This window comes from Abyssicoccus albus, from assembly GCF_003815035.1.
In the GTDB taxonomy this organism is placed as follows: Bacteria; Bacillota; Bacilli; order Staphylococcales; family Abyssicoccaceae; genus Abyssicoccus; species Abyssicoccus albus.
The window spans coordinates 1-22,449 of record NZ_RKRK01000006.1; the positions used below are offsets into that span (position 1 = coordinate 1).

Annotated in this window: 23 protein-coding genes and 1 tRNA gene; all 24 read right to left on the reverse strand. The window is 39.5% G+C overall.

Annotation, left to right across the window (positions count from 1 at the left end; translation table 11 throughout):
* Window positions 1-4: 4 nt before the first annotated feature.
* A tRNA-Leu gene (locus tag EDD62_RS09235) sits at window positions 5-79 on the reverse strand.
* 199 nt (window positions 80-278) lie between these two features.
* Window positions 279-542 carry a hypothetical protein gene (locus tag EDD62_RS08260; protein WP_123808566.1) on the reverse strand — a complete coding sequence of 88 codons (264 nt, stop codon included), beginning with the start codon at window positions 540-542 and terminating at the stop codon, window positions 279-281.
* Window positions 543-645: 103 nt separating this feature from the next.
* The gene (locus EDD62_RS08265; protein ID WP_123808568.1) at window positions 646-1,722 is read right to left on the reverse strand and encodes an N-acetylmuramoyl-L-alanine amidase; all 1,077 of its coding nucleotides are present in this window, start codon (window positions 1,720-1,722) and stop codon (window positions 646-648) included.
* Window positions 1,712-1,870: a hypothetical protein gene (locus EDD62_RS09240; RefSeq protein WP_170152812.1), complete on the reverse strand. Its 159-nt coding sequence runs from the start codon at window positions 1,868-1,870 to the stop codon at window positions 1,712-1,714. The genes EDD62_RS08265 and EDD62_RS09240 overlap by 11 nt, the downstream gene beginning before the upstream one ends.
* Window position 1,871: 1 nt before the next feature.
* Window positions 1,872-2,180: a phage holin gene (locus EDD62_RS08270; protein WP_123808570.1), complete on the reverse strand. Its 309-nt coding sequence runs from the start codon at window positions 2,178-2,180 to the stop codon at window positions 1,872-1,874.
* Window positions 2,181-2,338: 158 nt separating this feature from the next.
* Window positions 2,339-2,713, reverse strand: coding sequence for a DUF2951 family protein (locus tag EDD62_RS08275; protein WP_123808572.1), 375 nt, complete (start codon window positions 2,711-2,713; stop codon window positions 2,339-2,341).
* A gap of 38 nt (window positions 2,714-2,751) precedes the next feature.
* On the reverse strand, window positions 2,752-3,102 hold the full coding sequence (locus EDD62_RS08280; protein ID WP_123808574.1) for a hypothetical protein: 351 nt from the start codon (window positions 3,100-3,102) through the stop codon (window positions 2,752-2,754).
* A 35-nt stretch (window positions 3,103-3,137) separates the two neighbouring features.
* The gene (locus EDD62_RS09245; protein WP_170152813.1) at window positions 3,138-3,284 is read right to left on the reverse strand and encodes a hypothetical protein; all 147 of its coding nucleotides are present in this window, start codon (window positions 3,282-3,284) and stop codon (window positions 3,138-3,140) included.
* Between the two features lie 16 nt (window positions 3,285-3,300).
* Window positions 3,301-8,664: a phage tail spike protein gene (locus EDD62_RS08285; RefSeq protein WP_123808576.1), complete on the reverse strand. Its 5,364-nt coding sequence runs from the start codon at window positions 8,662-8,664 to the stop codon at window positions 3,301-3,303.
* Window positions 8,661-9,959 carry a distal tail protein Dit gene (locus EDD62_RS08290; protein WP_123808578.1) on the reverse strand — a complete coding sequence of 433 codons (1,299 nt, stop codon included), beginning with the start codon at window positions 9,957-9,959 and terminating at the stop codon, window positions 8,661-8,663. The genes EDD62_RS08285 and EDD62_RS08290 overlap by 4 nt, the downstream gene beginning before the upstream one ends.
* A 24-nt stretch (window positions 9,960-9,983) precedes the next feature.
* Window positions 9,984-14,516, reverse strand: a complete 4,533-nt coding sequence (locus tag EDD62_RS08295; RefSeq protein ID WP_123808580.1) for a phage tail tape measure protein — start codon at window positions 14,514-14,516, stop codon at window positions 9,984-9,986.
* Between the two features lie 17 nt (window positions 14,517-14,533).
* Window positions 14,534-14,842 (reverse strand): hypothetical protein, encoded by a 309-nt coding sequence (locus tag EDD62_RS08300; protein ID WP_123808582.1) that lies wholly within the window; start codon window positions 14,840-14,842, stop codon window positions 14,534-14,536.
* A gap of 59 nt (window positions 14,843-14,901) precedes the next feature.
* A complete protein-coding gene (locus EDD62_RS08305) occupies window positions 14,902-15,309 on the reverse strand; it encodes a tail assembly chaperone (RefSeq protein WP_123808584.1) in 408 nt (135 codons plus the stop codon).
* 141 nt (window positions 15,310-15,450) lie between these two features.
* Window positions 15,451-15,975, reverse strand: coding sequence for a phage major tail protein, TP901-1 family (locus tag EDD62_RS08310; RefSeq protein ID WP_123808586.1), 525 nt, complete (start codon window positions 15,973-15,975; stop codon window positions 15,451-15,453).
* A 33-nt stretch (window positions 15,976-16,008) separates the two neighbouring features.
* Complete coding sequence (locus EDD62_RS08315; protein ID WP_123808588.1) at window positions 16,009-16,449, reverse strand: hypothetical protein; 441 nt, start codon at window positions 16,447-16,449, stop codon at window positions 16,009-16,011.
* Entirely contained in the window at window positions 16,443-16,814 is a 372-nt protein-coding gene (locus EDD62_RS08320) for a hypothetical protein (RefSeq protein ID WP_123808590.1), read from the reverse strand. Before EDD62_RS08320 ends, EDD62_RS08315 begins: the two co-directional genes overlap by 7 nt.
* On the reverse strand, window positions 16,814-17,212 hold the full coding sequence (locus EDD62_RS09135; RefSeq protein WP_148086848.1) for a hypothetical protein: 399 nt from the start codon (window positions 17,210-17,212) through the stop codon (window positions 16,814-16,816). The genes EDD62_RS08320 and EDD62_RS09135 overlap by 1 nt, the downstream gene beginning before the upstream one ends.
* Window positions 17,212-17,997 (reverse strand): hypothetical protein, encoded by a 786-nt coding sequence (locus tag EDD62_RS08330; protein WP_123808594.1) that lies wholly within the window; start codon window positions 17,995-17,997, stop codon window positions 17,212-17,214. Before EDD62_RS08330 ends, EDD62_RS09135 begins: the two co-directional genes overlap by 1 nt.
* Window positions 17,978-18,349: a hypothetical protein gene (locus tag EDD62_RS08335; protein ID WP_123808596.1), complete on the reverse strand. Its 372-nt coding sequence runs from the start codon at window positions 18,347-18,349 to the stop codon at window positions 17,978-17,980. Before EDD62_RS08335 ends, EDD62_RS08330 begins: the two co-directional genes overlap by 20 nt.
* A 19-nt stretch (window positions 18,350-18,368) precedes the next feature.
* Window positions 18,369-18,569, reverse strand: a complete 201-nt coding sequence (locus EDD62_RS08340) for a hypothetical protein (RefSeq protein WP_123808598.1) — start codon at window positions 18,567-18,569, stop codon at window positions 18,369-18,371.
* 21 nt (window positions 18,570-18,590) lie between these two features.
* Window positions 18,591-19,676 (reverse strand): major capsid protein, encoded by a 1,086-nt coding sequence (locus EDD62_RS08345; protein ID WP_123808600.1) that lies wholly within the window; start codon window positions 19,674-19,676, stop codon window positions 18,591-18,593.
* Between the two features lie 46 nt (window positions 19,677-19,722).
* Window positions 19,723-20,100, reverse strand: a complete 378-nt coding sequence (locus EDD62_RS08350; protein ID WP_123808602.1) for a hypothetical protein — start codon at window positions 20,098-20,100, stop codon at window positions 19,723-19,725.
* Between the two features lie 39 nt (window positions 20,101-20,139).
* Window positions 20,140-20,751: a hypothetical protein gene (locus EDD62_RS08355; protein WP_123808604.1), complete on the reverse strand. Its 612-nt coding sequence runs from the start codon at window positions 20,749-20,751 to the stop codon at window positions 20,140-20,142.
* Window positions 20,752-20,847: 96 nt separating this feature from the next.
* On the reverse strand, window positions 20,848-22,446 hold the full coding sequence (locus EDD62_RS08360) for a phage portal protein (RefSeq protein ID WP_123808606.1): 1,599 nt from the start codon (window positions 22,444-22,446) through the stop codon (window positions 20,848-20,850).
* Between the last annotated feature and the right edge of the window lie 3 nt (window positions 22,447-22,449).

Sequence of the window (22,449 nt, forward strand, 5' to 3'; positions counted from 1 at the left end):
GTGCCTAGGACCGGAATCGAACCGGTACGGTAATCACTTACCGCAGGATTTTAAGTCCTGTGCGTCTGCCAGTTCCGGTATAAATACGATAACACCAACGGTTTGAACCGTGTTAGACTGCGTGATGTTCGTAACCATCGCACAAGATACCGTGTTTCGCCGACTAAAGCGTAGTTATTATTGTATACCGAATAAAACGCCGTGTCAACGATAAATTTTAAACGTTCGTGTTTTGCGTAAAAAATACTCCCGACAGTATTCTGTCGAGAGAAATTACGCTACATTATCTTATTCATTCGCTCCATGTACTCGAGGAAGTCTTTCGCTTTTATTTCTTCGACTTCTATTTCGGAAGTGTCATCGCTAGAAAAGAAGTAATCTACATACGGAGTATATGCTCCGATACCATCAACGATAAAATGATCGAACAATCTTGTCTCGCCACGTTGTACTCGGATAACTTCTTCCGGATCAATTAGTCCTTCATCAATATCCGACTTCAATTCGTCAATTAATTGCGAGTAGTCATAACTTACGTTCACTATCTACCATCTCCAATACCGTAATATGTTACGGTAACATTATACAATATTTTACACGAAATAAAAAATACGAAGTGTATATCTAATACACTCCGTACTATAATTAATGATGGTTGACTGCGCCTTTAGTATACCACGATTTTACTCCAGACGTAGCACCGCTATTCAATTTCGTCACTTCGCCCCACAAACGTCCTTTTTGGTTCGCAGAACTAAATCCGATTCCCGTCTCTTTCTTTCCGACAGGAGCGAAGAAGTATGCCGTAGAAGAACCTTTCGTAGAATACTTAAATCGAATCCACCAGTATCCGTCTTTATAGAACAAGTGGTCGAAGTTTACCCAATCGCCTTTACGTAGGTAACTATTCGAAGGAACTTTCTTCGACTTCAATGACGGATAACCTCTACGTACTACAATCGAACTATTCGACGTAAATGTTCCCGACCAATCCCAATCTGTATTCGGTTTCTTTGGCTCGGACTTCGGCTTGACTACCGTTAGTTTCTGTCCGATTTGTAATACGTTACTACGTAAGTTATTCAACGACTTCAATTGCGAAACAGTAATTCCGTGGTCGTTTGCGATACCCCACAACGTATCTCCTTTACGGACAATATACGTATTACGTTGCTTCTTAACTTTCTTCGTTACTTGTTTCGAAGTCTTCTTATCGCCATTGATTTCGTCCATCTTACGTTGGATCAAACGCAAGAAATCTCTCCACGAGTTTGTCGATAACATTTTGTGCGGACAGTACTTACCGCTCCAATCTTCGTGCTTACGTACTCTATCGACACCCCAACCGTATTGAGTTAATACGTGAGCAATGTATGTCGCAGCATTGTCTTCGGCTTGTTTGTATCGCTCTGACTTCGAACCATTATAACCGTTATCCATAGAGTAACAAATCTCGACACCAATGCTCGTTCTATTCCCCGTTAAGTTTCCTGCGTGCCAAGCGTTACGGTTGAACGGAATCAATTGTACGACTTCTTTATCGTCTACTGCGACGTGGTATGACGTATAATTGTTGTTCGAGTTCATGTACGAAGCCTCGCCTCTTGCTCTCGCCGTATTAGCCGTATTGTGTACGGTAATTGTTGTCGGCTTCATAGGGTACGTTGCTTTAATCGCCCACTTCGACTTTGGCGTCCACATATTAACGATTTTATAACTCATCGTCTTCCACCTCCACGATTTCATCGGCAGCTAATCCGACAATCTGTTCTTCGTCTTCTTCTTCGTAATCAAACTCATCAGATTGTAATTCGGCTAACTCTTCTTCGGTAATTCCGTCGAATCTTTCGTTACTTAAATCCTTGCTCATATTACGAGTCTCCTTTCAATTCTTCTTCCTCGTCAACTTGGCGCTCTACTTTTTCGATTTGTCTACTCGTCAACTTATCACGCTTTAATTGTTTCGTGATCTCCGTACCAATAGCGCCCTCTTTCGTTGTGTCGTTGTTCTTAAATGCGGCATAAGCAGAAGCGCCTACCGTGAATAAGAACGTCAATGTTTGTTCGAGTTGTACTTCGTCATACTCTAACGGTTCTTTTCCGAATAGAACTAATCCCGTACTGATTAACGAAACTGCGAGTAGGATAAATCGAATCCATGTTCCTTTGTTTTGTGGCATTTATATCGACCCTTTCATTGATTAATTTCTATTAAAAAGGACGACCCGTTAAGGTCGCCCGTATACTTTTTTCTAACTACAATTTCCGAACCACCAACACGTCAACCATGTTGCGCCTAATACGAATTCAAACATACGTAACACCTCCTTTATCAAAGTTATAATCCGAACCATTGTTGGAGTAGTGCTATAACCATACTCGTAATAACGGTTCCGATTAAACCTAATAACCAGAACTTTATTTTACGCATATTCTCTTCCGACTTTTTCTGTTCTTGCTTACGCCTTTCTTTCTCCTCGTCTCTCTCACGGTTTATTAGATCGAGTGTGAAGTCCATTTTCTGATTCGTAAGTTCTTGCGAATGTTGACCCGAACGTATTTGTTCTAACGACGCATAAACTCGATTGATTTGTTCGGCGGACTTCTTTTCAGTCTCATCAATACGTTCGTAGATTCGTTCGAACTTTTTGTCGTTCTCTGCGTCTTTTTCTTCCAACCTTTTAATACGTTGGTTATGCTGTTCTACCACCATTTCATCGCAACACCTCTAACGTTTATTCTATCTATATATTAAGCATTTGTTGATTCGTCCGTTGCTTCCTCTGACGTTTCTGACTCTCCATATAAATCATTAACGATTGCTTGATATTCTTCTGGTAAGTTCGTAACAACATGAGTGCTATTTTCTACGTCTTGGACTATATAGCAATGAAAGTCATATTCAAAAGCCTCATATAAAGCATTTAAAAAGTTCATCAACTTACCTGCTTGCGTTTGGTCTACGATACCCATACCGTCCTTTTGGTCTTGTTCTCTGAATAAACCGTTATAATCATTCATAGAAATATATCTCACTTGCTTATCTCTCAAACCTACCTTCGCTACATAAAATACGATTTCTTGACTTGTTACATTTGCCATACTATCTACTCCCTTTTTTTCAATTTGGGCAATGCTTACTCAACATCGCCCTGTTTATTTTTTAATTGTTCGTTTTCTTTCTGTAAATCATCGACCATAGCTTTTAGTCTTGCGTTCTCTAAATTCTTTTGAGCTAGTTCTTGCGCTAAAATTTGTTCTGATTTTTCAAAGTTAATATCCATTAGTTAGCCTCCTTTATTAACGTTCTAGTGCGGAAACTCTAGTCGCTAAACTTCTAATTTGTTCTCTAAGACCGTTACTAGCGTTAATACTATCGTATGCCGATTCAGCTCTGTTTATTGTTTGTTTAATACTGAATAATCCACCACGAACAAAATAAACATCATTTCTGGTGAATCTAAATCCTGCACCCGTAGTATCACCGTTATCAAACCTTAATTCAGTATCACCTGACAGATTGGTAAATCTTAACCTGTTTATTCTCCAACTATAAATACTATGGAATGGTGTATTGCTTCCACCAAGCACGTAATTATCTGCACTTGATGGTGGTCTGAACCGTGCATATCGACTAGAATCAGAATTCTCAAAATCGAACTTGAAATACATATCATTTGGCTCATTTCCGCTTCCGATTTCAACGTTAGTACCAGTCAATCTAGCGTCATTACTTCCGCCTCCAATTCTAAGTCCTGCAAAACCTTCATCGTTCACACGTATTGTACCGTCAATATTATAATGACCTCCGCCAAAATATGCGACATTACTTCCGTTTGATAAGCCTGTCATACCAAAACCGACGATAACATCTCTATCATCTCGTGTGGTTGATGGGTAAATCATTCTGAACATATTATCAGAGTCATAAAAATCAATTGTAGAATTACCAAAAAACTCTAAATGGTTTTTATTTAAGTCAAATTTCATCGTGTTGTCTAAACTCCGCAACACTCCACCAGTTATCCTGTCGGCACTTAAATCAATCGACTTTATATCTCGTATAAACGCTGATTTAGATGTCAACTTATCAATAAACGCCGAATTAGACGTTATTCTATCGAACAACGCATTATCGACTTGCAACCATTCTGATTTAAGGATATTCGTTTCCATGATTTCCGATGAAACGCTCTTTAAATCTGCATGAACAGCACTGATTGCTTTCGTCTTAATGTCGTTCGCAAATATACTGTTCGCTGATATCTTATTAACCAATGCGCTATCCACTTTCAACTTACTTGCGTCAACAACTTCTGATTTAAGCATATTCGTATCAATAATATTCGATGTCAAATACGCAGTTGTGACACTTGCGAAGTCTGCTCTAACTGCTTTGATTGCCTCCGATGTAATCGTGTTTTTAACCGTTAAGTTATTCGACACATCGACATTATCGCCGATTAATGCTAGTCCGTCTTTATTACCTACGATAGCACTTGCGAATGTGTCTCCACCGACTTTTGTTGTTCCAATGCTAAAGCCGTCTGACAGAAGTTTGACTTCGGAATGTTGTACAGTATCTTCGACTGCGGGAGTCCAGTCTGTTGCTTTATCCCCTTTTTCTAATTTTACATTTCTTATATAAAATCCATGTAAATATGACGAATCAATATTTGCGTTCGGTCTTTTCGCAATTAAGATGTCTCCTCCAACTTTAGTGTTTGTTGCTGTAAAAGTCACTGACACTCTTGTGAATTCTCCCAATGTACTACTAAAAGATTTTACTGATAAAGGTTGATTTGGTACGCCAGAAATGTCATACATCATATATACATAATTGAGTTGTTGCATATTACTGCCTCTTGACCCTTCAATTGTTAATGTGTATGTTTGTCCAGCAACCACATCAAAAGTAGGTGTTCTTACACCTACATACCTGCCTGCTGTATTAGAAAACATATAATCATTTTTTTCATTATCTTTAGTTGCTGTAGAACCATATGGTATACTCCAACCGTCTAAACCTTTAGAAAAATCACTATTTGGTATTAAGTTACGTCCACCAACTTCAATCGCCTCAATATCAGCGTTCCATACTTTACGTTCGAACATATCCGCATTTTCAATGACAGTCTGACCGTTCGTTGCTATCCAATCATCAGCCCTATCAATGCGTGATATTTGATTTTGGATAGTTGTCTTATTACCCTCTGCCGTCTGTTTAACTTGATTGATAGATTGATTTAGCGTGTTTGTTGCAGAGTTAATATCTCGTTTCCACACTTCATTAGTAATCGCTTGACTGTTTACGTCAATGCTAGATTGTGCGGTTGTTTTCCATTTTTCTAGATCAGCAACAGACAGATTAATGTTATCAGCACGTTGCGACAGATTAGAGATGACTGTATCGTGTCCACTTGTCTTTTGCACAAGTCCTGCAATCTCATCTGCTTGAACGTTTAACTCTGCTCTATTTGTCTCGACTTCACTCTCTATATCTTCGGGCGCTGGAGTCCAGTCTGTTGCGATGTTGCCTTTTTCTAGCTTCACTCTCCATAAAGCAACGTCAACAGTGTCTCCAACTGATTCTGGATAAATTTGGTGTTGGAAAGAGACTGTTCCAACATTGTTTACTCCTGTTGATATGATACGTTTCTGTTCTCCCGGTTGTAGCCAAACATTGTTCGCACTAAAACCGTTGTACCTAAATTTAAAAGGCTTATCCCCTAAATTTTTAACCCAATAACTAAAAGTCATCTCTTCTTCTCCTACACCATAAATTCTAGGTGTAGTAGATAAACCACTATATGGATTTTTGCTTATATTAGAGTTCGGAACATAAGTCAATCGAGTGGCGTCACTAGTATTCCACTCTTCAACAGTATAATTTTGAGTGATTGTTCTTGTGTACCCTGTATATGGGGTATATTTCTCAAAATTATTACTATTCTTAATGTAGTTCCTACCACCAACGCTTAAATTATCAATCTTACTCGCTGTTATTTTAACGTTATCAGCATTTTGATTGATTAATGTCGTGTGGTTACTTACTGTGTTGCTTATTGAATCAACAGTAGACTGACTTGCTTTTGACTTTATGTCGTTTGCATTTTGTACAATTGAAGTGCTATTTCTATCGACTATCCCTTTTAAGTCATTAACAACGCTACTATCAACTTTTAAAGCAATCTCTTTTGAAGTTAATTCGATAGCCGCTTTATTTTTCTCTACTTCTTTTTCTAAATCTTCTGGCGCTGGAGACCACTCTGTTGCGATGTTTCCTTTTTCGATTTTAATGTTCTCGATAATAAAATCATCGTTTTCGTCATTTTCGTTATAAAAGTCCAATATCCAACTACCCGTTATATTATTAGGATCTTTTAAGGTTTTCGTGAATGACAGTCTTTGACGATTAGTTCCGATATTTTTAAACCATTCCATACCAAAAGATTTATCTATTTGACCGTTACTATCATACGCTCTTAACGATAAACCTTTTTGCATTTGAACATCAAAACTAATTGTTATCTCATCGCCAAATGATACTTTATCATTGATATGTGACATATCAACTCGATAAATATAAGTTAAACTGTTGAAAGATTCTCCATATACCTTTTTAATGTTAGCACTATCTTCTAATAAGTTTCTTCCACCGATTTTCATGTTATCAATAGACTTTGCTGTTAATTGTAGCTTTTCCGATGTCTGACTTATTAAAGTGCTATTCTTCTCTACAGTATTATTAATCGTATCAACATATGCTTTTTCTGCTTTAGATTTTATTTCGTTAGCATTTTGGCTAATTAACGTATTTTGATTAGTCACTGTCTGATTTAACGTATCAACAGTAGACTGATTAGCTTTTGTTTTAATATCATTCGCATTTTGAGTAATCGAAGTCGTGTGTTTATCAACTGTTCCTTTTAAACTGTCTAGCGATGTTTGACTTGCTTTAGATGATAGTTGACCTTTAACATTCGTAATCTCTACATCATGCGAATCAATTTTAGTACCGTGTTCTTCTAGTAAGTTTTGAGCGTTAGATATATCAGTCTTCGCATTACTTAAATCTTTTTTAGCATTAGCAATATCTTTTTTTATCGAAGTATCACTTGTCTTTAAATCGCTAATCGTAGTGTCGTATATCGACTTATCAACTTTAGTCGCTAGATCATTCGATACATTAACCACTTTCGTGTCAACGTCTGATATGTCGTTACCTAAATCAGACAACGATGTATTGATACGACTTTCTGCACTGTTTAAATCTGTTCTCACGCTATCAGTCAACGATTTAGCATTTGTTTCTGATTGTTCGATAGCGTCTTGTTTCGCAGTTGATATGTCGTTCTCTAACTCTTTTCGAGTGTTATCAATGACTGTATTCATTCTAGTTTCCGCTGATTTAACTTCTGCTTGTGCAGTATCGACTGCCTCGTTAAATTTATCCTCGATATACTCCGTTTGAGCATTATACTCTGTATCAAAAGCGAGTTTTAATTGCGTAATGTAGTCGACTGTATCTTGCTCAACTCTATCAATCTTTTTCTGTAAGTTGATTTTCGCTTTATCTTCTTTAAAATACTGATAATCTCCTAGAGATATTTTAGTTAATTCAGTATTCAATAAGTTTACTTCTAATTTCTGCACTCTGGCTTTTCGTAATATGTCAATTTCTTTGTATATAATTCCGACTTCATCTCCGAGATTTAAGTCGCCAACAGATACTACATCAGTTTCGTAACTTACTTTCGGAACACAATTCTGAATTAGATACTCATACGTTGCTTGTGCTAACTCTCTTCTATTTTCGATGTCCTCAAAGACAACGACTTGTAATCGAGGCTTTAATACTCCGTTTTCGTAATATCCGTATTGATCAGTCGCACTTGGTAATTCGATATAGTCTTGTGCGTAAGGTTTTTTAACGACATCATTAGACCAGCTCATGTTAGCGAGATTAACTCTACGACCGTAACCGTCTCCGACTTCTTCGCCTTTACCACGACCAATTACCGCCGTTACAATTTCTGCGTCCGACTGCTCTTGTCTGATTTGTAATACGTTAGAGCCGTAAGCAAATCGCTTACCAGTCCATTCGCCTAGTTTATTCTTAACGTGGATATTCTTCGATACAATCTTCTGACCGTCAAACGTTAAACTGTAATCGAGTTCTACGTTCCACGTTTCGAGGATTTTAGTTCGACATTCAGAAGGACTTTCGTAATAAAAGTTCGTTGATTTTGGCGTAGTTATATCATACTCTGTCACTCGCCAACCAATTCCGTTAAATGCTACATCACACGCTACATCTGCCGTATCGTCTGTCGGTCTCTTGTCTCGTATAATATCCCCCGCCAAAGCCTCGTCAAAGAACAGATGAACTCCCTCGACAATTAAGCTATCGTCTTGAACAATGCGGTCATGTATCTTGTACAATTGAAATCTATCTTGCTTGTCAAAATGTCCGATAAAAGTCGCATTATCTACAGACTTCTTGTGATTGAATATCTGACCTTTGTTTGTTTTATGAAATAACGGTAACTCCATGTAAAACGTATAAAGTCCGTTTAATTCAATCGTCTGTAATGCCTCGATGATATTATTACGAGGTATAATCTTATTAAGTTGTTTTTTACTATCGAATAAATAAATCATAAGAAAACTCCCTCGTAACTAATATTTATCGTGTTTGGAACAGGTCGAATGACGAGTTGGTCGCTTTTGTCGATTGTGAAATCTTCTAAATCGCTGTTGAGTGAGATGTATTGCGTGAGACTGTTTGATTTTTCTATATCTTTCGGAGATACCGACCAATCAGTCGATTGGCTACCTACTTCTAACTTCGCTCTCCATAAAGCAACGTCAACAGTGTCTCCAACTGATTCTGGATAAATTTGGTGTTGGAAAGAGACTGTTCCAACATTGTTTACTCCTGTTGATATGATACGTTTCTGTTCTCCCGGTTGTAGCCAAACATTGTTCGCACTAAAACCGTTGTACCTAAATTTAAAAGGCTTATCCCCTAAATTTTTAACCCAATAACTAAAAGTCATCTCTTCTTCTCCTACACCATAAATTCTAGGTGTAGTAGATAAACCACTATATGGATTTTTGCTTATATTAGAGTTCGGAACATAAGTCAATCGAGTGGCGTCATTTGTACCCCATTCTTCAACAGCGTAGTTTTGAGTGATTGTTCTGTCGTACCCTGTATAAGCGGTGTAGTTCTCAAAATTATTACTATCTTTTAATAGATTTTCGTTTCCTCCGCTGCTAATACTCGCCCCTAAATTATCCACAACATCATTATGAGGGAACATAACCTCGTATTTAGTATTCGCTACATCTGACTTGTATCTAAAAACTTTATTCGTTGATGTATTCGTAATCGTGAATTCGTCAACTGGCTCTGTATAAGTGATACCGATATTCGCTTTCACAGGATAATCTGAGTCGATGTTTAATACGCTTGAGTTTGAATAGTTGAACGTTTTTTGTGGCGTATATTTGAACGGGTCGTGACATATGAACTTTAGTTGTATAGGAAGATTATTACTTCTTTCTTCCTCTTCGATTATGTCGGACAATGTACCGTAATAAATAAATCTCTCGTCCGTAAAACTTATCTCAACTATTTCTTTATATAATTTGTTTTTAATTCGTCTCATTAACTCGTTAAACGATTCGTTACTATCTCCTTTAACTCTACCGAAAACAGTAAGTTCTCTAGGATTTAACGTTTGTTCTGTTAATAATTCTCCGTTATAAGCTAACGGTTTAGACGTGGTTAAACTTTTGCTTAATTGATTTCTTCCAATTACTCCGGTAGTGATGAATGAAGAAGTTTCATCAGATACTATGTCGTCAAAAACTTCTCCATCTATAACCAACCGAAGAGAAAGCGGTTCATTTTGTTGTTTCTGACCGAACTCTACAAACGAATATTTCATGCGCTTCCTCCTCCTTTGTTTTTATTAGCTATATATTTCGTTTATTCTTACCGTTCTTTTATTTTCATCATGTATATTATCGGAGAATCTTCTGAACTCTTGTCCGCCAATATCTACCGTTATATAAGCCGGTTGTTTATTAGTTAAGTTCATCGTTTGGTTCACTCGTCTTGTTACGTTGGCGTTCATAGAACCGTTCACTTCTCCGAACTTTCTGTTTAAGTGGTTAGTGCCTAATGCGTCCATACCAGACTTTGCCATGTCTCCGGCTATTTTAGCGACCTTACGTTGACGGTCTTCAATTCCGAGAACATAACCGTCTCCAAAGTCGTTACCTAACCCCATCGTTACTTTCGACGGAGAGTTCGATTTTTGAGTACGTTTAATGGCTCTCCACGCTCGAGAAGCTATACTTTTAGCGGCACTCCAAACAGCTCCTCCTAACGATTGAATACCTCGAATGTATCCCGAAACTAAATCTCGTCCTAGCGAATATGCTCCTCCGATAGAACCCATTCCGTTTTTACTACTTTGTGCAACACTTCGACCAGAGTTTCTAGCGGCACCAGACTGTCCGTTTACTCCATCGCTATATTCTCTACCATCGCTACGTCCTTCGTTAGAGTATCCGAAAATAGCCGAGATACCATTTTTCGCACTAGTTGCGATAGCGTTACCGGCTGCCTTAGCGGCACCAACGACGTTTTGAACTCCGTCTTTATACTCTCCACCATCTTCTCCACCTTCTTTGAAGAATAGGTTTACGAGTCTAACTCCGCTGATAGTACCTAACGCAAGTCCCTCTCCGGAACCTTTTGCTTCGCCAACTTTGCTCTCTGCTCCACTAGCGTAGTTTGAACCGTCTTCACTACCTTCTGAATCAAATCCGGCTACTCCCATGATTCCGTTTAATGCTCCGAATCCTAACGTATCTCCGGCTGCGGTTGCTAACGCTGCTTTTTGTTCGATTCCTCCGGCGTATTCGCTACCGGAATCAGATCCGATAACTCCGAATTGTGCGTATTTAGCTAACGCTGTTTCTACTCCGAGACGAACACTTTCGGCTAACTGATTAACTTCGCCAGACTTACTCTTAATACTACCTCCGTAAGTATCCATCGAACCAGCACCGCCACCGCCGTCTGTAGTGCTTCCGAGAGTATCCTCTACGGAACCTTTTGCACCTAAGACAGTTTCGTTTAATGTCGGCATTTTACCGGATATTGATTGTTCGAAAACACTCATCGAGTTATCTCCGCCGCCTCCGTCTGTCGTTTTACCTAACTCATTTTCGACAGACGTTCTCGCTTCGGTAGTTTTCATGACTAACGATGGAATACCTTCGCCAATACCATTAGCTTTCGTTTCTAAGACGTTCCTACCTTCTTCGGTCATATCCATCGTTAATCCGTCTTTAACTAACGTTTCTACTCCCGTAAGGAACTCTGCGACTGAAATCTCGCCCTCTTGTAATCCGGCAACTAACGATTGCATTGTTTGCGTTCCGTGTCCTGCGAGTTCAATTGTTGCGCCCTCTTTGACCTTACCGTCTAACGCCGACATTACTTCGTCAACCGAGATCATTCCCGAACTTAGTCCGGAAGCTAACGTTTGAATATCTTGTTGACCTACTGCGGACAAGTCTTTCGTTAATGCTGTAGCAAGGTTTTCGGTCATTAAGTATGCGACTTCCATCGCACCATATTCTCCGGATTGAAGTCCTGCTTGGAACTTTTCGATAGACATAATTCCGGCTGGTCCTAAGTCGACTTTCATACCTTCTTTAAATGTAAGTCCGAACTGACTTGCAAACTCTTTTACCGACATTTCTCCTTGTTTTAAAGAAGTTACAAATTCGTTTATCTTTTGTGTTCCGACTTCTGATAACGATTCTTGTCCGATAATATTACGGAAAGCATTTATCTGTGCTAGACCGGCTTGTTCCATTGAAATTTCTCCGGCTTTAAACTTCTCGATAAACTCTTCTAACTTCATTTCTCCGGCTTTACCTAAGTCAACGTACTGAACGCCTTCTTCTACCTTAGAAACAAATCCTTCCCCAATATCGAAGGCAACTTCTTGCGTAGAGTTTCCTAAGTCCACTAATCGTGTTTTGAAGTCGCCATAATCACGAGACATATTACGTATCTTACTTACGTGTTCATCTAAAGCGTCATTAGCACGAGACCATGCTTTACGTTGTACTTCCATACCTTCTGACGCACTCTTAACTACACCTCGGTAATCTTCGTAAGTTCCTAACGCACTTTGTTGAGCCGTTGATAATCCTTCCGTTGCTTTAATATTCTCGTCAACTTCTTGCGCTCTCTCTTCATGAGCCGCTAAGTTTTGATAAATAGCTAACTTCTCGGACTCGTACATCTCGTCACTTGCTGCGAGTAAGTGTTGCTTTTCTTCCTCGGCTAAATTCCAAGTCTTAATTTCTTCGGCTTGCTTGCGTTGTGCTTTCGATAACTCTCCGATAGCGTCTGCCGAGTTTTTACCCATTTCAGTCATTTGCTTCTGAATCTCTTTCGGAGAACCAGTAACAACGATCTTATCTAACTCCGCACCTAAAACTCCGAGTTCACGAACGGAACCTGCTACTGCCGTACCGAACTTTGCGTCCATTCCGGAAACAGCTTCTGCCATCTTTTGCATACCGGCTTGTGTAATCTGACCTTGTTCGTTTGTTTCGTTTTTAATAACGTTAGTAATCGTCTTATGGTGCTGAGAAACTTGCTCACGCATAGCGTTGTATTGCTTCTCGACTTCATTACGAGTCTTAATTAACGCTTGCTTCTGTGGTTCTGTCGCACCTTCCATCGCTGCGTCTATAAATCCTTCTATTTCTGCTTGTTCTTTATCTAACGCACGAGTAACTTCACTCGCTAATTTTTCGAACTCTCCAACGATTTTACCACGAGTTTCTTCGGCTTCTTTACCAGACTGAGTCTTTAACTGACCCATATACGTGTTAATGTTATCTTTCATTTCAAGATAACTTTTAGCTGAATTACGAGAAGTTTCATCGGATATAGTTTCGATTTTACCCATACTCTTCTCTAAATCGCCTTTAGAGAACTCTTTCTTAACGTCACTAACTCCTTTTATTATTAAGCCTAGTCCTCCAAGAACTGCGACTGTAACGGCTCCTTTTGGTCCGAAAGCAAAGAACGCCGCACTTGCAAGACCAAGAACTCCAGTAATACCTCCGATAGTCTTAGCCGTATCTGCGAAGGCTTTACCGAACTCTGTTACGTTACCTTCTGCGTCAAAGAACTTATTCGTCATATCCTCTAGGTAGTCTAATATTCCGTTAATCGCTCCACCTATATCATCAGAAGTTTTGACGAACAATTCTCCTAAATTAGCTAAAATGTTCTTCACTTTGTTTTTAGCCATTTCCACTTGTGAAGCGAATGTTTCGAATCTCTTACTAGATTCTTCGACCAATGCCGTATTCTCTTTGTAAGACTGTCCGGCTTTATCTCTAGCGTCTCTTGAAAGGTCTGTTGCGTTTGTTAAACGTTTTAATGTGTCGACTTCTCTTATTTCTGTTAAACCTAGTTCCCCTAATATTTGGTCTAGGTTAGCTCCACCTTTGGAAGATTTTTCGAATCCTTCAAGCAATACCATTAACGCTTCATATGCGTCGTCTTTCATAAGTCTACTTGCTTCTTCTACCGAGAGTCCCATAACGTCTGCCCACGCTTGTGCTTCCTTACCGCCACTTTGTAACGCTTTATTCATCTTCGTCATTACTCGTGACATCGCCGAGCCACCCATCTCGGCTTTAATACCTACGGAAGACATTGACGCTGCTAGTGCTAGTACGTCTGATTCTGACATACCCATTTGTTTACCCATACCGACTAGTCTTAGAGACATTTGCATGATTTCATCTTCGGTAGTGGCGAAGTTGTTACCTAAGTCTACTAAAGCGGAACCTATATTATCTACTTCGTCCATTGACGTACCCATTACGTTAGTAAACCTAGAAATACTTGTTGCTGCGTCTTCTGCCGATAGTACAGTCGATTCTCCTAATCGAATCATTGTTTCCGTAAAGTCGGCAATACTATCTTTTTTAACCCCTAGTTGTCCTGCCATCTCGGCAACTTTCGAAATTTCTTCGTATGTAGCCGGCATTTGAGTTGACATTTTTCGGAATGTTTTGTCAAGTTCACGGTACTCTGTATTCGTTGCTTCTACCGTTTTCTTAACTCCGGCAAACGCCGATTCATAACCCGAGAAAGACTTTATGGATTGTTGAACGGCAGCGCCAACAGCAACCGCCGCACCCATTCCGACCATTGAGAAACCTCTCGCTGTTCTGTTAAATCGGTCTAGTTGTCTCGCAGCCTTACCGGCGTCTTTGTCCGTTTGTGCGAAAGAACGGTTCATATTGTTTACGCTACTAACTGCTTCGTTGGCACGAACGCCTACTAATGATCCGTTAAACTTTCTCACGGCTGCTTCTGCGGCTGCGAATCCCGCAATAAACTGACCCGTATCGGCTACCAACCTAGCGGCTACTGTATGCTTTACTGCCATTATTTAATCCCCTTTCGTTAATCTTTTTCGTCTTCTAAGAAACTCAAATTACCACTTAATAAAGCCTCGGCTCTCTGTTTAGAATCAGAGAACTTTTCGATAGCTTCTATGTCGTATTCTGTAACTTCTCTATCTTCCCAATCTGAACGTTTGAAGAACTTTTCGAACTTAGGATAATTCGGTTTACCGTTCTTTTTAACTTGACCGACAATCTCATGCAACCATGCTTCGAGGTGCATTTTCTCGATGTCGTCTACGTTCTTCTTCTTGTATCCGTCCATTAAAGCCGTGTACTCCGCAAACGTAAGTCTACGGAGTTGGTTCACGTCATTAATACCTAGGAATCTAAATGCGTTAGAAATTATGTCTTTATATGTTGTCGGCTTTACTTGGCGTCTTGGTTCTCCGTCAAGATCTTCTTCGCTTCCTCTTCGGTCATTTCTGTCTCGAAGATGTGATTGAACAAACCCGACGCAATGATACCGTTCCTTAACTCTTCTGCTAATGCTTGGAATCCACCAAGTTCTCTCGCCTTTTCTGATACTGCTTTATTTAAGTCCTTCTCTGAATACGTAACTGTTTTAACGTCTTCAAGTCCGGCTTTAATCGTTTCTTTAATTCCTCTAATGTCCCCGGCTAATAGCTTAGCGTTAATCATTTGTACACCTAGTCCGAACTCTACTCCCGTATGTTCTCCGATGTATTGCTTAGCCGAATATTTCTTGTCAAGTGTTTCTGCGAATCCAATGTCGAATAGTAACTCGTACTCTTTGTTTTTGATAGTAATGTTCATAATTAATTCCTCCTGTATTTTGAACCGGACACGTCTGTCCGTAATTTCGCTACGATGTATATTTCGTAGCTATGTATCACGGAAGTTATCCGTGCAAAAGATATGTATAGCCGGACAAGATGTCCGACTTTATTTCTCTTATTAAACTCCTTCTGGTGCTGTTGCTGTTCCTCCGGCTAATTCTCCGAAGTCTTGGAAAGCGTATTGAACTGCTGCGAATTGGTCTGGAGTTAAAGTAACTTCGCCTTTTTGTGGCGTTAAGTTAATGTTGAATGTCGTTGATAATTCTGTGAATGAATCAACAGAAGAAGAACGGTTGAAGCTACCTAATGAACCTTGTGCGTAGATTGCTGGATATTTACCAGAATCAGTTTGTTCCGTAATGTCTACTTCCCACGCTTGAATAATTTCTCCTGCGTCATATGCTTCTTCTAAAAGAAGGTAAGTAGCGTCGTCACGTACTACGTAACAAGTTAAGTCGATATTAGCGTTTACTTCTCCCGATTCCTTAACTACTCCGTCTTTAGTAGACTCTTCGATAGTCTCACGCTCTGAATTGAATTGGTGTTCCGTTTGGAACGCTAAGCGTAAGTCATTACCGTTTGTGTTTGCGTCGTCCATTGCTTGGAAGAACAATACCGTCTTTGAACCTTTTGAAATTGCCATTAATTATTTCCCCTTTTCGTTTTTAATTCGTGTCTACCTACGTTCTTTTACGTGGTAAATAGGCACGGAAACTTCTATATATAATCTGTGTGTATTACCTTCGTTTTCTTCATGCGTACCAAACATAATATTAGAGACGTTCTCAACTTCCGGAGAAAACGATCCAATCTTTTCGAAACCTTCGTTGTATATCGGAATGTTACCGTATCGTAATATCGAAATAATATCTTTATACGCTAAAGACATCTCGGACATTGTGCCTCCATGAACTCCGATAACTAACGTAATGTCTTCCGTGATTAACTCTTTCGTCTTCGTCTTTATATCTTCGGTACTTACTACGTATTCAATCTCTGCGAATGGCTTTGTATCTGGTTTTGAATATCCGTAATACTTCCAAATCGTAGGAACGTTCGTAGTGTCCTGTAAGTAATGTCGAAGGCTTCCGATAATTTCGTAATAAGTTATTACCATACGTTATCAAGCCTTTCTTGCAATCTTTGTCCGAAACCTTTGTCGTATATCTTAGCGTTACGAGTAATGAAATAACGTTTAGTTTTATGTTCGTAGTTCTGTCGCCATGTGTACGGAACATTGTCGAGGTCTACGTTAATGTCATACTGTAAGTCTCCCGTCTTCATAACTCCGTTTAATAACGAGTTTCTTAACGCACCGGTTAATATCGGAGCGTCGTTAGCCATCTTATTCGACAACTCATCAGCGATTAAACCGATTTCTCTGTCGACTTCACGCAATGCTTTCGTAGCTTTTACGGGAGATATATCACGCATTAACGTTGTCATACCTCTTACACGTATCTTCGCTAACTTTCTCGCCATTAATACACCCTCTTCCCGACGAACTCCCAACGAGTAACCATCTCGCCAATACCTTTCGGATCGTGCGAACTTACCGAATACTTTAATCCGTCATGGATAACGTACTTCATATCTCGTGGTTTGTCTTCCGCACTAAACTCGTCTATATCTATCGAGAACCACAAGTCGCCTTGTTCGATATACTCTCCTTGATAGATACGGTCTTGTGCAGCCACACGAGACGTTCTATCGGTCACAACTGAACGTAAGGTCTTATCGTACTCTACTGACGAAACTTCGCCCGTAAACGGATTCTCTTTGCCTTCTGTGGCGAATGTAACGATAATATCCACCGTTCTGTTTGCGATAACTTCTTCTCGTGTATCTTTGATAAACTGTAAGTCTTCTTCGGTCAACATTATTCGCTACCTCCTTCGTCGTCATATACGATTTCTAACCATGACGTGCATTGTAAGTGCGGTTTGTATATCTTCGTATCAGTTGTACGAAAGACTCCAGCACCTTTACCGTACTTATCTTCATTAGCATAGAAATAACATTCGTGACTTTTACGTCTTGGGTGTCGTGGGAATGTTTCGTGTATTCGTAACCAATTGAGTCCGTTATCTTCCATCACATTGACGAACTGTCTTCGATAAACCGTAAAGGATTCATCGACCACTAGCCTACGCAATACCCACTGTTTCTCTTCCAACGCTTCGTTTACATTAGCTATTGTTCCGTCTAATGCGTCTCCACGGTTGATTGATTCTCGAATCTTTTTCTGTAACAACTGCGAGTAAGTGAGTGCGGTAAATGCTGCCTTGTCTGATAACGTGAAATTATCTTCGTCTGGCTCTTCGACAACTTCTTTCGAATCCATCGACTCTACCTTCTCTAACTCGTCTGACAATGCCGAAGTTGTTGCTACGATAGATAATTCTACCGAAGACAATACTCCGTCATAAACAACGTTCTCTACTTCTTTTTCGATTGATCGTAACTCGGAAAGTATGGCACGAAGTTTCTGTCGTTTAACCGACGTTATATCTTTCGTCGTACCGTCTTGAAGTGTTACCGTTTCTTTAGTAGCGTTATTCTTTAATACACGAGTTACTCGTGCAATTAACGTCTCTAAGTTATCGACGATTTGTTGTTCGCTTTCTTCGGATATTTCTTCGACCTTAATAGCGATTTCTTTCATTCAACCACCCTGCTCTATTGCGAAGTACGAAGAACGACCCTCCAGCGTCTTTATCGTCGTTATACTCGTCTAACTCTTCTTTCCAACGATTGTATAAGTCTAGTGCGTATCTACGATATGCTTCGTATTGTTTCGACTTATCGACCATCTCTTCGCCATCTTGATAACGGAATCCTTTACGTGCCTCTGCGGCTTCTTCATTCGCCGAGATATATTCCGAATACAACTTGATTAAATACGTTTGCCTACTGTCAAAATCTTCTAAAGTAACATCAAAGCCGTTGGCGAGAATAAACTCGTCAACAACTTCTTCCGTTACCGTTAGCTTGGTAGCTAACTCCGTTTTATTCAAACCAACGACCTCCTATCAGTTACTTCTTCTCGTCTTTATTTTCTTCGACTTTCTTTGGCGTAGATTTCTTACGTGTTCTAGTTGTCGTTTTCTTGCTCTCGTCTTTTACAACGTAACCAATACTCTCGAATCTAGCGAAATCTTTTTCGTCTATTTGAATAGCAGAACCGACGGGGTTACCGTCGATAACTGCTTTCGTAATTACGTTTACTTTAGCCATCTATATCAATACCTCCGTGATTTATGGTGTTGTTTCTGTAACAGGATCTGTAACAGGTTCTGTAACAGGCTCTGAAACTGTTTCAGATGGTTCTATTACATCTGCGTGTAATAATAATGAAGGATTGTCAAGAACAACGAATCCAGATTCTGCTACTTCGATGATGTCACGGCGTGGTGTACGCTCGTTGTACGCCTCTAACGTAGCGATAGGTTCCATGTTTGGTGCGTCTGGGTTAGGTCCAGTAATGAAGTTACCTACGCCTTTAGCGATGAATACTACACGGTTTTCTGGGAATACTTCGATAACTTCATCTTCGCCAGTATAAATGTCGTTTACTGTGAACGTAGTTTCTTCTACGACTTTAATAGTCGGAATACCATAACGTCCTAATACTTCGTTTAACTCTGCTTCTGAAATACGTGTTGCAGTTTCTGGACGACCAGCTTCTGCGATTAACGTTCTGTTTAATGCTAATTGACCGAATACTTTACGAGAAACTAACATTGCTTCTGGTGCTTTACCAGCGTTATTCTTTTTGTACGTTTCAACCCAACCGATTAAATCTCCGATGATGTCACGGTCAAGGTCGCTCCAGTCATTACCAGATGTCAATGCGATTTTGTGGTCTTCTGGAACTCCGTAATCTAATTCGATTTTAACTCCGTTTTTATCGTAAGTGTTTGAACCGAAAGCTACTGCCTTGATTTTCTCAACACGCTTACGTAATTGTAAGTAATTTACTAAATCAACAGAACGATTTAATAAACGGTTGATACGGTTTTGACGGTCTGCGTCATTACGTGCCGCATTGATTTCGTATAACTCTTCGATTGTAACGATGTCTTTTAAACCGAAGTGTGCTAACTCTACCATACGACTAGCAGCACCGTGACGGTCAATTACCGGTTTCTCCGCTCCTAAACCAATCATAGCTGCGATGTGTTGTTTACGTTGGATAATATCGTAAGCAAAACGAATGTCGTAAGATACTTCGTTTCCTACGAACTCATCAGCGAATGTTGGTTCTGATTGTTCGATTGAAGCGTCTAATACTCCTTTTAATGCTTTCGGTTGAAATTCTCTGTATTGTGTAATTGAAGCCATTAATAATCTTCCCCTTTAAATATATTTTAGTTTTTATTCGTTTTTATTATGCGTTTGGAATGTGGTTTACATAGTGAATGTTTGGATTAGCTGTTTTAAATTCTGATGGTACTTCAACAGGTAACTTCGCTTCGTAAACTGAACCTTCGATGATTACTGCGCCAGAAACTGCGTCTGTTTCTCCATCGTGAATGTGGTCTTCGTTTAAAATGTAGAAGTTTTGGAATCCGTCTGTTGCCGAGAATGGTTCGTATTTACCAGTATCGTCGTTACGTGCAATCAACGTACCTACTTCGATTAAACCTTCTGGAAATTTAGTTCCGTCTAAAGTTGCGCCACCATGTACGTATTGAACGTGTTCTGACGCTAAGATGTTTTTACCACTACGAAATTCTTGCTCTGTTGCTTTTAATGTGTAAGCCATTAATAATCTTCTCCTTTAATTTTTATTTGCGACAATAAATTATCGCTTTAGTCTTTCGAATAATTCTCTACCGTAATCTTCATCTGTTTTAGCTTTTGGTTGAGCCGGTGTTACACCGAAACCAGCGCTTGGATCGCCTTTAGCCTCTTGCGTACCTTGAATGAAATCTTGATAAACACTTTCGATAGATTCATTTAACTCTTCTTCGCTTTGACCTGTAACGTATTTTGAATATCGTTTAATTTGTTCCGGAGTAAGTTTTTTCTCCGACAACTTATCTACGATATAATCACTACGTTGTCTCTCGGATTTCTCACGCTTCAATTCTTCAATAGTTTTATTAGCGTCTTCTAGCAATTCTTTATACTGTTCGTTTTCTTCGAGTTCTTTCTTACGAGCCTCTTCTTCTGCGTCTTGCTTAGCTTTCTCGTAACGTTCTTTTTCTTCTCGGCGAATTTTAGCCGCTAATTTATTCATATCTTCTTGCGTGAATTGTGCGTTAGTATCTTCCGGAGTTGTGTCGACTTCTTCGTTTTCTACTTTCGGAGTCTCGTCTTTCGGTTGTTCGTCCGAAGTTGTAGAACTTTCGTCTCCACCTTCTGCGAAAAATTGTAAATTAATCTTTAGTGTTTTATCGTCTGTCTTATTCATATTTATTTCCTCCTGTATTTTGAACCGGTCACGTCTGACCGTTAATAATTCCGTTTAGTTTATAGCGACTTAACGTTCGGTCAAGGAACGAGTGATTTACTCCTCGTCCATCAATTCTTCCTGTTCTTGGGGTATCGTGTTATCTTCCGTCAATTCTTCCTCTATCGGAGACGTAGCCGAATTGCGTAAGTTACGTAATCCATCGCCCAAAGGGTCGTCCATGTTTCGTTGTTGCATTAACTCTTCGAAAATCTCGTTTTCCTTCTCTCCCGGATTCTTAACGCCTAGTCGCTTCATAGCGTTCTTGCGTGATTCGAACCCTGTGTCAACTTCTTTCGTAAGTAGGTCTACAAGGTTTTCTCTGTCGTCTGGTAACGGTAAGATGAAGTTCATTGAAATGTCTAACTCCGACAATTCGACAGAACTTACGGTAGATTTATCATACGAAAATTTCTTCGAATCTTTTCTAGCTTGTAAATACATTAGTGATTTCTCGAATAACTCTTTAAAATCTTCGTTGTACTTTAACCAATGTTCTTGCGTTTCTTGGATAATATCTTGATACAAGACTTGCAATGCTCTGTCGTTCATACCACCGAAATTAAGTTCTTGTGGAACGATCATCGGTAATCCACTTAATTCGTGCAATGCCGATTTAATTCGGTTGTACTGGTCTTTGTACGCTTCTTTCCATTTGAATCCGTTCTGTACCGATTCTACGTCTGCTGGGTGTCCGCCTTGTGCAGAATCAACCTTTAACAATGAACCGGGAGCAACTACGATGTCGTCCGGATTATCTAATTTAGCGTTCTTAATAACCGTCATACTAAACATCTCAAACTTCAATGAGTCGTTTGCGTCTTCCATCATATCGTTTAAAATTCGTGTTAAAACTTTCATATCCTCTAGGTCGTCGAAGTTTGTAGTATTTGAATTAACGGTTTCTACATCGAACATAACCATAGGAATAAAGTCGAATCCTAAATACGTTTTATCTTGGATAACTTCGATTTCCTGTAACGTTTCATCGAATACTCTTTCGTCAACCCAACACTCGTTTCTACTTTCGTCTAATCGGAATGATTGTCTTACGTACTCTAGTCTGTCAACTTCTTCTCGTGATTCTTGCGCAATAATAATGTCGCAACCAATTAAATCGTGAAATCCATCTTTAGAATAAATCGGAAATACTTCTGACGCATTATGCCATATCCAGTGTAATTTTCCCGTTCTTGGATTAAACGATAATTTGACGGCAACACTTCCGGCGATCAATCTATCCCGTGCGATTTGCATTTTCTTTGCGTCCATCTGATTATCGTGCCACAACTTCGTAAGCAAGTCTTCGACCTTTTGAGACTTTTCATTAGACGCTCTATCGTCTTTCGTAGGTTTTACGTCGATACTATGTTGACCTGCCATTTGCCATCGTGACTTACGTTTGATAAATGCTTTAAAGTAGTTCGTCCAATACCTAGTCGGTTCAAAATCACGACCTTTTCTATCGGTACTTTCCGTCGGATAAATATACTGTCCGAACTCATTGACGTCTTGCTTTCCGTTGTAATAATCGTAGTTTGCGTATATATCGTTAATACGCTTTATCTCACGTTCTCCTAATGCTTTTTCAATCGGTCGTTTTAATAACGAATCAAGAACTGCCGGAGTAAGCAAGTTATAGTCTGGTGCCGTCATAGG